Origin of the sequence: Vibrio sp. 10N.286.45.E10 (genome assembly GCF_002874195.2) — a bacterium.
Classification (GTDB): domain Bacteria; phylum Pseudomonadota; class Gammaproteobacteria; order Enterobacterales; family Vibrionaceae; genus Vibrio; species Vibrio crassostreae.
Genome location: NZ_MCWD02000003.1, coordinates 124,569 through 137,997 on the forward strand (window position 1 = coordinate 124,569; position 13,429 = coordinate 137,997).

Consider the following 13,429-nt stretch of genomic DNA (forward strand, 5'->3'; position numbering starts at 1 on the left):
TATAAAAAAACCACTTTATGCTTTCACATAAAATGGTTTTAAACATACGTTAACTAAAACATGTATTACTCAAAAATTATCGAGTAGTTGTTGTAGTTGTTGCACCGCTTTCGTTAGAAGCAACCGCTACAGCTGCTGCTGCAGCTACTGCTGCTGTCGATACTGCAACTGTTGTTGCTGTGCCAGCTGCTGCTGCAGATGCACCAGTACCTGCTGCTGTGCCAGTGCTTGAACCAGCTGCCGCTGTTTCTTCTGCTGCAAATGCAGCACCTGAGAAGCTAACTGCTAATGCAGCTGCTAGAGCCATCTTTTTCATAATGATTTCCATTGATATAAACGTTTATATGTAGAGGGTGATTTTCACACCCTCAATCAGTTGCTCAGCTTAAACAACTGATTGATCATGATAGATAATAACCACAATCAAGTAAATGAGTAAATCATAAGCAATACCTTATAATTTGTATTTGGATTACTTATTGTTACGCAACCAAACTAAATCACCTATACCATCTGTAGGGGAAAACTCTGCTGGAGAACTCAATAAAAGCTGACGAATTTTTTCATGCTCAAAGTTATGACACGCTGCATCTAAATCATCCATCAACTGTTTATATTCATCAATCGGTAAAAATGATTCATTGGCGGTCATGATCCGCTCGTGGGCGGTTTGCGCGACGTTGTCGCCAATTAATAGCTCTTCATATAACTTTTCACCCGGTCGCAAACCAGAGAACAAGATTTCAATATCTCCATAAGGGTGCTGTTCATCTTTAACTTCAAGTCCAGATAAGTTGACAAGGTTTGTAGCTAAATCGGTAATTTTAACAGGCTCCCCCATATCAAGTACAAACACATCACCACCTTTGCCCATGGCCCCAGCTTGTATCACTAGCTGGGCTGCTTCGGGAATAGTCATGAAGTAACGGATTATGTCTGGGTGGGTAACAGTAATCGGCCCACCTTGAGCTATCTGTCTTTTAAATAAAGGAATCACAGAACCAGAAGACCCTAAAACATTACCAAAGCGCACCATACAAAAACGCGTTCCGTTCTGTTTGGTTTTTTCTTGTTGAGCTAAAGCTTGAAGTCCGAGTTCAGCCACACGTTTAGTTGTCCCCATAACATTTGTGGGCCTAACAGCTTTATCTGTTGAGATAAGAACAAACGATTCAACATTCGCTTCAATAGCAGCCTTAGCTGTATAGTAAGTACCGAAGACGTTATTACGCACACCCTCGACCACATTATACTCGACTAAAGGGACATGTTTATAAGCCGCGGCATGATACACCGTTTGAACATTAAAGCTTTTCATCACAGTAGCTAAACGATTAACACGTTGCACAGAACCAAGTAGTGGAATGATATCCACATCGAGGCTAAGTTCTTCCACCAATAGCGATAGTTCACGGTCAATTTGGTATAAAGCAAACTCAGATAACTCAAACAACAATAAGGTAGTTGGATTTTGTTTGACGATCTGACGACAAAGCTCTGAACCAATCGACCCTCCAGCCCCTGTAACCATTACCACTTTTCCTTTGATATTGGCTTCCATTAGTGACTGTTGAGGTGCTACGGGGTCCCGACCTAATAGGTCTTCGATTGGTACGTCTTTCAACTCATCAATACTCGCCCTACCTTCGACAATATCTTTCATATCAGGAACGGTAAGAACTTCAGCTGGCAGATGAAATAACGAGTCTAAAATCTGCTTGCGCCTTGACCGAGAAGCACTAGGAATTGCGAGTAGAATTTGTTCTACGCTTTGTCGATTAAGTACAGATTCAGATTCACTAATATCGAAAACACGCAGCCCCATAATGATAGTGTTTTCTAATGTTTTGTCTTCATCAATGAAGCCTACGACCTTATGAGTTTCAGACGTTCTTAATGCTAATGCTAGCTGGCGCCCTGCAGACCCTGCTCCATAAATTAAGACTTTTTTACGGCCTTTACTATTAGCTTGTGCAACTAGCACGCGCACAACTAGCCGGGAACCACCGCAAAGTAGACATAAGAAAGTTCCGTAAATAATGGGAACAGAGCGGGGTACAGATGCATCCAAATAAAATGCAAGAAACGCCACCGTCGTAGCTGAGACTAAAGTACCTATACTAACGACAGCTAACGCATGAAAAGTAAGATAACGCAAAACAGCTCGATACAAACCTAACTTACTAAATGTAAGCAATGTAACCAACAAAGTACCTATTAGCACATATTGATTAAGCACATCATTTAAAGGTTTAATATGGCCAATGCGAGTCCAATATGCAGCATAAAACGAAGCTATAACAAAAAGTGAATCAATCAAAACACTAATCATTCGCTTGTTAAAACGAGAAAGATTCCAAATGTAATTGAGCCTAACCATATCATCCACTTATAAAAATAAAACGTCAGCATTATACTGACGTTTTAATAAAAAATCTTAACTTGAGTTAAAAGGTTTGTGTATCAACTTAACTCTGGGCTTCTAAAAGAACTTTACGTAACACGCGGCAAGTTTCATTTATTTCTGCTTGAGTCAACGTTGGATGAACTAAGAACATTAAACTTGTTTCACCTAGCTCAACTGCATTCTTTAGCGGCGTTTTAGGTCTGTAACTTGTACCATCAAATGCTTTTTCTCGATAAACTTCAGAACAACTACCTTGATATACTGGGACACCTTGCCCAACAATCGCGTCAACAATTTTGTCACGATTCCAACTTGGTTTTAAATGCTCTGGGCGAATAAAGATATAATGCTTATATTCTGCATGTTCAATGTACTCAGGAATTTCTACACTACGAATGATCGGAAGGTCAGCAATCCCCGCTTCAATTGCGGCTGCGTTTGCTTGACGTTTTTTAGTCCACTCAGCCATGCGTTGGATTTGGATACGACCAATAACCGCTTGCATTTCTGTCATGCGCCAGTTGGTACCAAAGCTTTCATGAAGCCAACGAAAGCCTGGTGGGTGCTCGCGGTTGTAAATAGCATCAAAGCTTTTACCATGATCCTTATAAGACCACATAAACGACCATAGGTCTTTGTTGTTAGTGGTTACCATGCCGCCTTCGCCACCTGTGGTCATGATCTTGTCTTGGCAAAAAGACCAAGCACCAATATGACCAATAGTACCGACACTACGGCCTTTGTATTTTGCACCATGTGCCTGAGCACAATCTTCAATAACCTTGAAGCCATGCTTTTCAGAGAGTGCCATAATTGCATCCATCTCGGCAGGCATACCCGCGAGGTGAACAACAATCACAACTTTGGTTTTTGGTGTTAATACCGCCTCAATAGATTCCGCAGTAATGTTCTGACTGTTCAGATCAACATCCGCAAAAACAGGCGTAGCACCAGCAGTGACAATGGAAGAAGCCGATGCTAAAAAAGTGCGTGATGTGGTGACCACTTCATCACCTTGACCAACCCCAAGAGCCTTTAACGCAACATCTAACGCAAGCGTACCATTACCTAAAGCCACTGCGTATTTACAGCTAACCCAGGCGGAAAATTCTTTTTCGAATTCACGACCTTCTTGACCCGTCCAATAGTTAACTTTATTTGAAAGTACAACCTTACTTACGGCGTCCGCTTCTTCTTGAGTAAACGAAGGCCATGGGGAAAATGATGTATTAAGCACGATGTCACCTAATCAGTTTTAATTTTTATGATTTGATAAGCTCATGAGCTGGAGAGCCCACTACGGTTTGAAAATTTGGAACATTCTTTACAACACTTGAACCCGCACCAATGGTTACTCCACAGCCAACGATAACAAGTTGGTTAATTTGACTACCGATACCCACCCAAGAGTTTTCACCAACCTCGACACCGCCAGCTAAATTTGCACCTGGACTAACGTGTACTCCATCAGCAAGCTGACAGTCATGATCAACAGTTGAGCCCGTATTAATAATGCAGCTCATTCCAAGGTTGCTGAACGGGTTAATAACCGCATTCGCCATCACAACCGAACCTATACCAATCTTGGCGTGTTTACTTACAACTGCGCTAGGGTGTGCAATAACACCAAACTTGGCGCCCGCTTGTTTTAACTCTCGCTGCTTTACACAGCGAGTTGCGTTGTGGCCAATAGCTACGATAGTAAGATCATACTCTTTTACGTTAGCTAAAAGCGTACTTGTATCACCAGACACCAACCAATGCTCGACAGTAGTCAAGCTAGGCCAACGATCATCAAAGAAAGAAATATTTTGATAGCCATTTAACTCAGCTATCTCTGCAACTACCTTACCATGTCCACTAGCACCTAAAATTGCGCAGCTTTTCATGAGTGACTACTATCATGACTTTGTGAGCCTTGGCTTTTTGAGCCAGTAAAAGGTTCTATAGTGACGTGTCCATCAGCTGAGATACCTTCCTTTACAAAAACCTTTTTTACCGTTAGATATAAAATTTTTATGTCCAACCAAAATGTTCGGTTATCTACATACCAAACATCTAACGTGAATTTCTCTTCCCAACTGATCGCATTGCGGCCATTAACTTGCGCCCAACCAGTAACCCCAGGACGAACGTCATGTCGGCGAGCTTGTTCTTTGTTATAAAGAGGGAGGTACTGCACTAATAAAGGACGAGGACCAACTAAGCTCATATCACCTTTTAAAACATTCCAAAGCCCTGGTAATTCATCCAAGCTACTTGAACGTAACTTACCGCCAAACGGCGTCATACGTTGGTCGTCAGGTAGCAGGTTACCATTAGCATCAACAGCATCTTTCATACTGCGAAACTTGAACATTTCAAAGGATTTTCCATTCAACCCTGGACGAGTTTGACGAAATAAAACTGGGGAGCCAAGGTTTTTTCGGATCTTCCAAGCGACTAAAGCAATGATTGGTAACAATACAATCAAAGCAGTCAAAGATACGATAAAATCAAAGATTCTTTTCACTTAACTTCCTCAAAAATCGAAATAAACTTATTAACACCTTGCTTCAATGAAAGGTGTTGTTCGTAATACTGTTTACCAGCTTCACCTAAGCTTAACCTTTCCAACTCGGTCAAAGAACAGATATTCGTTACAGCCTCAGCTAAAGATTCAGGGTTATCAGGTTGACAAGAAATCCCAGCTTTAGCTTTATTAATTAAATCAGAAGCGTCGCCCGCAACCCCCATAATAATGGGTTTACCTATTGCCATGTTTGCTTGAGTTCTCGAAGGTACTGTAATTTCAAATAATTCATTTTTGTTTAAATGAACAAGAAGCATATCAGCACAAGAAAGCAACGAACCAACTTGTTGCATAGAAACTCTTGGTAAAAAATATACATTATTTAGCTTTAGTTCTTCAGTAGCCTCTATAGCGGCTTGCTTAGCAACACCGTCACCTAGAAAAACTATATTTACGCCAACACAATTACTTTGTAGTATCTCTGCCGCCTTGACAATAGAAGGTAATCCTTGGGCAAAACCAAGGTTGCCAGCAAATAACAGGTTTAAGTTTCCGTTTTCTGGCAATTTAATATCTGTCAGCTCAAAGTTATCTAAAGCTGGTTCATTACACCAATTATAAATAACTTCGACTTTTTCGGCAGGTACCCCCCTTGACACGAGTCTTTTTTTGAAACCTGGTGATAAAACGACAACTTTAGATGCTCTTTTATATACGAGATCACAAACTTTGCCTACTACGTTAAGAACTTTCTTGTTATTAACCATCCCAGTCGCAGATAACGTATCAGGCCATAAGTCTTGTACATCCACAACAAAGGGCACCCTCTTACAAAACCCTAATAAACAAGCTGATAATGATGTCGTCAAAGGAGGATGATAACTATAAATAACATCAATATTTCTAGTTTTTAAAAGCCCGATAATAAAAGAACTTACCGCAAACGACATATAATTAAAAATTCGTTTAACTGCAGAGCCATCGTGGCTTGGATATAAAGGTGCTCGATGAAGCGTTATCCCATCCATAACCTCTTTCTGATAGCCGTTAATTTTATAACCATCGTACACTTTTCCCCCTGGATAATTCGGAAAGCCAGTAAGAACCTCAACTTCATGCCCCTTATCGCGTAAAGCTTGTGCAAAAAGAAGGCCTTTAAAAGTTGGCTCCGGATCGAACCATTGGGTCAACAAAAGAATTTTCATATATGACTCTATTTTGCAACTCGTGAGTTAGCCCCACGAGTTAATTCGCTTAGTACTCTTTCCAAACTACTCGCTTGACGTAATCAGTATACGAGTGAATGATTCTGACCATTTTGTCTGATACATTCGGCATACTGTAATCATATACTGGGCGTAATAGGCGCTCATTACCACTAGGTTGAGTCTCTAATACTTGTAGAGCCTGCATTACACGGTTCACACCTAAACCTACCATCATGACTGAAGCTTCTTCCATTCCTTCAGGGCGCTCATGTGCTTCACGTAGGTTTAACGCAGGAAAATTCATTATGGAAGATTCTTCATTAATTGTACCGCTGTCTGAAAGAACCACTTTGGCATTTTTCTGGAGGTGATTATAGTCATGGAAGCCCAATGGCTTCAGCAATTGAATGTTCTGATGAAATTTAATACCTTGAGCTTCAATTCGATTACGAGTTCTCGGGTGTGTTGAAACAATCACTGGTAAATCATAATATTCTGCAACGGTATTTAAAGTTTCAGCCAGTTTTGCTAATTGCTTTGGAGAATCCACGTTTTCTTCGCGGTGAGCACTCACCACAAAAAATTGACCTTTTTCAAGTTCTAAACGAGACAGTACATCTGAACCATCAATTTGAGGCATATAATGATTTAATACCTCAAACATTGGACTACCTGTTTTGATCACACGATCAGCCGGTAGGCCTTCCGCAAGCAGGTAGTCTCGCGCAATAGAACTGTAAGTTAAGTTGATATCTGCCGTGTGATCAACAATACGTCGATTGGTCTCTTCGGGCACACGTTGGTCAAAACAGCGGTTGCCCGCTTCCATATGGAAAATAGGCACCTTACGACGTTTAGCTGGAATAGCCGCAAGACAAGAGTTAGTGTCGCCTAATACCAACATTGCATCAGGTTTAAGCTCCTCTAAAGCTTGATCGACTTTTATGATAACTTGACCAATCGTTTCTGCCGCATTCTTACCTGCAGCATCTAAAAAGTAATCAGGCTTACGAACACCTAGGTCATCAAAAAACACTTGGTTTAGCTCAAAGTCATAGTTTTGACCAGTATGCACAATAGTATGTTCGCAGTGATCATCTAATTTAGCTAGTACGCGAGATAAACGAATTATCTCTGGGCGTGTTCCGACAACACTTACTACATGTAGCTTTTTCATTTTTAAACCTTAAAATTAACAGTATCTGGCTTTTCAGGGTCAAATATTTCATTTGCCCAGAGCATTACGATTAACTCACTTTCACCAATATTGGTTACATCATGAGACCAACCAGGGGCTGTTTCAACAATACGAGACTCTTCACCACCAACAATCAATTCATAAGATTCACCAGTGGTGATGTGCCGGAACTTAAATGATGCTTTACCACTAATAACTAAAAACTTCTCAGTTTTAGTATGGTGATAATGACCACCACGAGTAATACCTTGGTGGGCAGTGAAAAATGAGAATTGACCAGAATCTTTGGTTTTAAGCATTTCAACAAAGGTACCACGCTCATCACTATGACGAGTCACAGAGTAAGCAAACTGATCCGGAGCAAGGTAGCTAACATAAGTTGAATAAAGTGCGCGAACAAAGCCTCCACCCACTTCTGCAGAAATCATGCTTTCGCGGCTTTCTTTAAACTCCGCAAGTAATGAAGCAACTTCACCAACCGTTGTTTGGTAAATCGGCTCAACGTGGCTGTATTGCTCATCGCTTTGAGGTGCATTACTTAACAAATCAACAAATGACTGACAAACATCGTCAATATATACCAAGCTAAGAGCAGCTTCTGAGTTATTAATTGTTATGGGTAAGTCATTAATAGTGTTGTAACAAAAGGTGGCAACAGCAGAATTATAATTAGGACGACACCATTTACCAAATACATTCGGTAAGCGATAAATATATGTCGCTGCACCCGTTTCTTTCTTGTACTCAGCAACAGCTAACTCTGCTCCAGCTTTACTCTTACCGTACGGATTTTCTAATTCAGCTTGGATTGAAGAGGTTAGAACGATCGGTGTTTCAAGCTTTGCTTCAATCAAGGTATCTATGATTTTCTGTGTTAGATCCGTATTGCCTTTTTTAAAGTCTTCATCATTTTTCGGGCGATTGATGCCCGCAAGGTGATAAATAAAATCAGCAGACTTCACCTTTTCTACAATGCTTGCGTCATTGTCATCAACAGTGATTTTTGCAATATTTGAAAAACCAGCTTCATTTAGAAACACACATAGGTTACGTCCAATAAACCCAGCAGCTCCCGTAACTAGAATATTCATTTATACACCCTCTGGTACATTGATATTACCAGCCTCAATCTCCCGCATAAAATCAAGTTTACGTAGTAAAACTTTCATACCTTCAACGTCTAACCGCTCAGTATTGTGCGAGTTATAATCTTCGATGGCTGACAGGTCTTTTTCACCCTCTTCAGTATACTGTGCATAGTTCAAGTCACGGTTATCCGCAGGAATTCGGTAGTAATCACCTTGGTCTTGAGCAACGAACATCTCTTCGCGGCTACATAACGCTTCAAACAGTTTCTCACCATGGCGCGTACCTATCACACTAACTTTATGTTCAGGTTTACCAATCATTTCTAAAATTGCCTGTGTCAATACTTCAATTGTTGCAGCTGGTGCCTTTTGAACAAAAATATCTCCATTTGCACCATGCTCAAACGCATGAATTACTAAATCAACAGCATCATCTAATGTCATCATAAAACGCGTCATTGATGGATCAGTCAAAGTGATTGGTGTGCCCTCAATTATTTGACGAATAAACAGAGGAATAACACTACCACGTGAAGCCATTACATTACCGTAACGAGTACTAGAGATAACTGTACTCGTACCTTCCAAGTTGCGGCTCTTAGCAACAATAACCTTCTCCATCAATGCTTTAGATATGCCCATTGCGTTGATAGGGTATACCGCTTTATCTGTACTCAAACAAACAACACGACTTACACCGTGAAAAATTGCGGCATCTAAAACATTTTCAGTACCAAGTACATTAGTTTTAACAGCCTCCAATGGATAAAACTCACAAGAAGGCACTTGCTTTAGTGCTGCTGCATGATAGACATAGTCGACGCCACGCATTGCAGTCGAAATACTTTGTGGATCACGTACATCGCCAATATAAAACTTTAGTTTTTCATTGTTAAATGCTTTACGCATATCATCTTGCTTTTTCTCATCTCGAGAGAAAATCCGGATTTCTTTTATGTCACTATCTAAAAAGCGACGAAGTACAGCGTTACCAAATGAACCGGTACCACCAGTGATTAATAAAGTTTTATTGTTGAACATACATATTCCAAATAATGAGTATTATCAAATTGATTTACTGCAACGTTCCGCAGTTTCTATAAATCTTCTCGCATAATTTTCTAATGAGTATTCACCTACCACTAGCTCATTTGCCTTTTTACCCATATTTCTACAAAGATCAGTATCGTCAAATAAACGTTGCAGAGAAAATTTTAATCTATCAACATTCACAAAATCAAGGTAGATCCCAGTCTCATCTGTGATGACTAAATCCAGTTCGGTCCCATCAGCTGGACCACTAATTACGGGGAGTGAATGCGCGAATGCATGATTAATAGCAAGGCCGCCAAGACCAGGCAAAACGCAAAAATCACCTAACAAAAAATAGTTACTAAGTTTTGCGTGTTGAGCACCGACAAATGATACGGATTCAACAATACCCAACTCCGAAGCTAAATTTTCCAAATTTTCGCGTTCAGGCCCATCTCCAATTAACACCAAGTGTCTATCATTTGGCTTCTTCGAATCCTGTAACTGGCTGAAAGCAGTTAACAATACGTCGATTTTTTTCTGTGTGAGCATTCGACCACAATATACGCTGACTCTATCTGAATCTTTAATAGCTAGCTCATTTCTTAAAGCTGTTAAATCATCATCAGAAATGGAACTAATATTATTGATCACATCTTGCTCGTCGATTGTATTATGACCAACAACAATGTTCTCACTTGGCACACCCAGTGACTCATAATACCTTTTAGAATGGGTTCCATATGAAAAAATGGCGCTAGCCTTGTGTGTACAGAATTTTTGTATTGCATCACCGATTTTGGATCTAATATTATTATCACGTTGTGGAATTGCACCAAGCGACCACCAAATAATTGGGTACTTTTTCCCAATAGATGACATGAACAATTGCATGGCATTTCCGACACTGCTCAAACCATCGAGAGCAATAACATCAGGGTTGAAAGACTCTATATTTTCAATCAAATCAGAACTAGGACCAGGGACTCCCACTGAGTTGAAAACATTTCCAATAAAGCCACAATGAGACTTTACAATATTAAAGTTCAAAACGGACTGGTCATATTTATGCGCACTTTTAGACAATTCGGAGGATGCACAAAAAACTGACAACTCAATATTATTTTGCTTACCTATCTGATCAAAAAGTGGAATATTATATGCGCTGAGTGTATTTTGAATAATGATAATTTTCATTAGTTCTACCTGTTTATACCGACTTTATGTTAAGAGTAACAATACTTGATATATAGTTATCAAGCTGTTCACAAACTGCGGTCAGCTCATACTTATCAGAAAATAGTTTATAGGCCGCATTTCTATGGTTCATTAACTCAACTTCATCCATTTCAACAAACTGAGTTATTGCTTCATGCAGCTCTTGATGAGTGTCAGACTGCATAACAATACCTGCTTTGTACTCGTCCAACCAAGGCAGTTCAGCTTTTAAATTGGTTATAACGGGTGTCGCTGTAGATAACGCCTCAACAGCTGCCAAAGGTGTTTCTTCGAAGATATTAGGTGAAATGACATAGACATCAGCTGTCTGATAAGCAGCCCAACGCTCATCTGCATATAGGGGCCCACATAGACGTACTCTTTTATCGGCATCATTTTCAGCAATGATGGAGCGAACATTACTTTCAACACCTTCATCATTTCCGACAATTATTAGAGTACTCTGTTCATCATTTTTTGTCGCCTCAATGAATGATTCAACCAACAAAGGTACCCCTTTCGTTGGGTGTAATCGCCCTAAAAACAAGAATAATTTATGGTTTGATTCAATATTGAACCGTTGACAAAATTCCTGTCTGACAATATTGACGTCCTTTAACTCCGGAATTCCGTATTTATCAACGGCTAGTGGAAGAAGCTTAATTGCTTCTTCTTTTCCACCAAACTGCCGATAAACTGACAATTCGTTGTTTGTTTGCCCTAAAAGTAAAGCTGAATGTTTCACCATCGGAAATACGAATAGTTTATCGTAAAGAGATTTAACAAACCCTGATCTCGCAGGTAGAGAGCCGAAGGAGTGTAATATAATCGGTATATTGAACTCTCTCGAGAACCTTAATGCTATAACATTTAACAAAGAGCGAGTTTGAGGTAGGTGAATAACATCTATATTATCAATGTTGCTCACCAAATACTGATATATTTCTTTATAAGAAAAATCAAAATAAAAAGAGCTTCGCCAATCATTATATTTTTCAAAATAGTCCACGGTTACACCATCTTCGAAACCGGACCACTGCTCTTCTTCTAATGGCTTATTTTCTTTAGGTGTATAAATAGTAACCTTGTGCCCCATTTTAGCTAAGCCATTTGCATAGTCAGCCATGATTCTAGGAGGACCACCATGAGACCAATTAGGAGCACAAACCAATGATAGTTGTAAGATATTCATATATTAAAACTCAGAATCAATTTTGAGGCACATAACTGTTAACAGCATTAATAACAAAAGTGACATCACTATCTTTCATCACTGGACTCATTGGAATGCTTACAATAGTATCGTGTATCAGCTCTGTAATCGGAAACGATTGTTCATTGAGTTCTGAATAAGCTTCCTGCTTATGAGGAGGAATAGGATAATGAATCAAAACTTCAACATTATTTTTATTCATATGCTCAATAAATGAATTTCTATCATCACAACGCAATACAAATAAGTGCCAAACATGCGCTGATACATCTTTGCAAGATGGAAGAGTTACATACTTATTATCTATCTCAGCTAAGTACCTAGATGCAATATTTTTTCTTACATTAGTGTCAGCAACCAAGCCTTTCAGCTTAACGGATAAGAATGCTGCTTGGAGTTCATCTAGCCTGCTGTTGCAGCCTTTATACTCATTAACGTACTTTTGCGATGACCCATAATTTCTTAGCTTTTTCAAGCACTCTAAGAGACCTACATCGTTTGTTGTTATAGCACCACCATCTCCAAGTGCACCCAAGTTTTTACTAGGGTAAAAGCTGAAACCAGCAGCATCAAATAAAGAGCCTACAGGCGTTCCTTCAGATAATGCACCGTGAGCTTGAGCGCAGTCTTCTACTACCTTGAGACCATGTTTACTGGCAATTTCTTTTATTTCTTTAGCTTTAGTAACTTGACCATAAAGGTGAACGGATAAAATAGCTTTTGTTTTATCCGTTATGTTTGCTTCTATTAAACTAGGGTCTAGATTGTAATTTTCCAATTCAGGTTCAACAAGAATAGGTACGAGGCCATTTTCACTTATTGCCAAAATACTCGCAATATAAGTGTTAGCAGGAACAATAACTTCATCTCCTATTTTCATGTATCCCATTTCAATGTAGGCTCTAAAAATCAATGACAGCGCATCTAACCCATTGGCAACACCTAATGCATGTTTGACCTGACAAAACTCTGCAAATTGGTTCTCAAAGTTATCAACTTCTGGACCAAGAACATACCAACCAGACTTGATTACACGGGCTGAAGCCTCAACAAGTTGCGATGAATACTGCTCATTCATTAACTGTAAATCTAAAAACTTAATCACTACCAAATCCTTAAAAATCTTTATAAATCATACAACACTGTTATTACAAAAGGCTAGAAACTGGTCATAATCTCGTAGATAATCAGATTCATCATACAAATCACTAGCCAACATTAATAGAACGCAATCATCTGAAAAATCATACATCTCATGCCAAATTAATGGCTCTATCATTAATGCTTGTGTCGGGCTATCAATCAATACATCTGCCTTGTCGGTACCATCATCTAAAAGGAAACGACAAGACCCTGATAAAACGATAGCAGCCTGAATGAGCTGTTTGTGTGCATGAAAACCACGCCTAACACCAGGTTTTGTTTCAAATATGCTATATACCCGTTTTATATCAAAGGGGATATGGCTACCATACTCAGCAACGACTAATCCACCACGCTCATCCCCCAATGATGGGAGGTCAATTTTTAAAAAATCCATAAAAACCTCAAAT

The 13,429-nt window shown here is 39.5% G+C and carries 13 protein-coding genes; all 13 read right to left on the minus strand.

The features are described 5' to 3' along the window. Positions 1-76: 76 nt before the first annotated feature. The 13 genes from BCU34_RS21820 to BCU34_RS21880 all read right to left on the minus strand — a co-directional run bounded on the left by BCU34_RS21820 (position 77) and on the right by BCU34_RS21880 (position 13,416). Positions 77-316: a hypothetical protein gene (locus BCU34_RS21820; RefSeq protein ID WP_102478890.1), complete on the minus strand. Its 240-nt coding sequence runs from the start codon at positions 314-316 to the stop codon at positions 77-79. A 156-nt stretch (positions 317-472) separates the two neighbouring features. Beyond that, a complete protein-coding gene (locus BCU34_RS21825; RefSeq protein WP_102433548.1) occupies positions 473-2,380 on the minus strand; it encodes a polysaccharide biosynthesis protein in 1,908 nt (635 codons plus the stop codon). An 88-nt stretch (positions 2,381-2,468) separates the two neighbouring features. Beyond that, on the minus strand, positions 2,469-3,644 hold the full coding sequence (locus tag BCU34_RS21830) for a DegT/DnrJ/EryC1/StrS family aminotransferase (RefSeq protein WP_102433549.1): 1,176 nt from the start codon (positions 3,642-3,644) through the stop codon (positions 2,469-2,471). Positions 3,645-3,669: 25 nt separating this feature from the next. After that, positions 3,670-4,296 carry an acetyltransferase gene (locus tag BCU34_RS21835; protein WP_102433550.1) on the minus strand — a complete coding sequence of 209 codons (627 nt, stop codon included), beginning with the start codon at positions 4,294-4,296 and terminating at the stop codon, positions 3,670-3,672. Next, the gene (locus BCU34_RS21840; protein WP_102433551.1) at positions 4,293-4,919 is read right to left on the minus strand and encodes a sugar transferase; all 627 of its coding nucleotides are present in this window, start codon (positions 4,917-4,919) and stop codon (positions 4,293-4,295) included. The genes BCU34_RS21835 and BCU34_RS21840 overlap by 4 nt, the downstream gene beginning before the upstream one ends. Continuing rightward, positions 4,916-6,124, minus strand: coding sequence for a glycosyltransferase family 4 protein (locus BCU34_RS21845; RefSeq protein WP_102433552.1), 1,209 nt, complete (start codon positions 6,122-6,124; stop codon positions 4,916-4,918). The genes BCU34_RS21840 and BCU34_RS21845 overlap by 4 nt, the downstream gene beginning before the upstream one ends. 49 nt (positions 6,125-6,173) lie before the next feature. Next, positions 6,174-7,304 carry a non-hydrolyzing UDP-N-acetylglucosamine 2-epimerase gene (wecB, locus tag BCU34_RS21850; RefSeq protein WP_102433553.1) on the minus strand — a complete coding sequence of 377 codons (1,131 nt, stop codon included), beginning with the start codon at positions 7,302-7,304 and terminating at the stop codon, positions 6,174-6,176. Between the two features lie 2 nt (positions 7,305-7,306). Beyond that, positions 7,307-8,416 carry a UDP-2-acetamido-2,6-beta-L-arabino-hexul-4-ose reductase gene (gene wbjC / locus BCU34_RS21855; RefSeq protein WP_102433554.1) on the minus strand — a complete coding sequence of 370 codons (1,110 nt, stop codon included), beginning with the start codon at positions 8,414-8,416 and terminating at the stop codon, positions 7,307-7,309. Continuing rightward, entirely contained in the window at positions 8,417-9,454 is a 1,038-nt protein-coding gene (locus BCU34_RS21860; protein WP_102433555.1) for a polysaccharide biosynthesis protein, read from the minus strand. Between the two features lie 24 nt (positions 9,455-9,478). After that, entirely contained in the window at positions 9,479-10,642 is a 1,164-nt protein-coding gene (locus BCU34_RS21865; protein ID WP_102433556.1) for a glycosyltransferase family 4 protein, read from the minus strand. A gap of 13 nt (positions 10,643-10,655) precedes the next feature. Further along, on the minus strand, positions 10,656-11,855 hold the full coding sequence (locus BCU34_RS21870; protein ID WP_102478891.1) for a glycosyltransferase: 1,200 nt from the start codon (positions 11,853-11,855) through the stop codon (positions 10,656-10,658). 16 nt (positions 11,856-11,871) lie between these two features. Then, positions 11,872-12,981 carry a DegT/DnrJ/EryC1/StrS family aminotransferase gene (locus tag BCU34_RS21875; RefSeq protein WP_102478892.1) on the minus strand — a complete coding sequence of 370 codons (1,110 nt, stop codon included), beginning with the start codon at positions 12,979-12,981 and terminating at the stop codon, positions 11,872-11,874. Between the two features lie 27 nt (positions 12,982-13,008). After that, on the minus strand, positions 13,009-13,416 hold the full coding sequence (locus BCU34_RS21880; protein WP_102433559.1) for a sugar 3,4-ketoisomerase: 408 nt from the start codon (positions 13,414-13,416) through the stop codon (positions 13,009-13,011). Positions 13,417-13,429 lie beyond the last annotated feature (13 nt).

What these genes read in the sequence shown, in the direction of transcription:
- BCU34_RS21820 (WP_102478890.1), bottom strand. Translation starts at nt 316, where the DNA reads ATGAAAAAGATGGCTCTAGCAGCTGCATTAGCAGTTAGCTTCTCAGGT.
- BCU34_RS21825 (WP_102433548.1), bottom strand. Translation starts at nt 2,380, where the DNA reads ATGGTTAGGCTCAATTACATTTGGAATCTTTCTCGTTTTAACAAGCGA.
- BCU34_RS21835 (WP_102433550.1), bottom strand. Translation starts at nt 4,296, where the DNA reads ATGAAAAGCTGCGCAATTTTAGGTGCTAGTGGACATGGTAAGGTAGTT.
- BCU34_RS21845 (WP_102433552.1), bottom strand. Translation starts at nt 6,124, where the DNA reads ATGAAAATTCTTTTGTTGACCCAATGGTTCGATCCGGAGCCAACTTTT.
- wecB (WP_102433553.1), bottom strand. Translation starts at nt 7,304, where the DNA reads ATGAAAAAGCTACATGTAGTAAGTGTTGTCGGAACACGCCCAGAGATA.
- wbjC (WP_102433554.1), bottom strand. Translation starts at nt 8,416, where the DNA reads ATGAATATTCTAGTTACGGGAGCTGCTGGGTTTATTGGACGTAACCTA.
- BCU34_RS21860 (WP_102433555.1), bottom strand. Translation starts at nt 9,454, where the DNA reads ATGTTCAACAATAAAACTTTATTAATCACTGGTGGTACCGGTTCATTT.
- BCU34_RS21865 (WP_102433556.1), bottom strand. Translation starts at nt 10,642, where the DNA reads ATGAAAATTATCATTATTCAAAATACACTCAGCGCATATAATATTCCA.
- BCU34_RS21870 (WP_102478891.1), bottom strand. Translation starts at nt 11,855, where the DNA reads ATGAATATCTTACAACTATCATTGGTTTGTGCTCCTAATTGGTCTCAT.
- BCU34_RS21880 (WP_102433559.1), bottom strand. Translation starts at nt 13,416, where the DNA reads ATGGATTTTTTAAAAATTGACCTCCCATCATTGGGGGATGAGCGTGGT.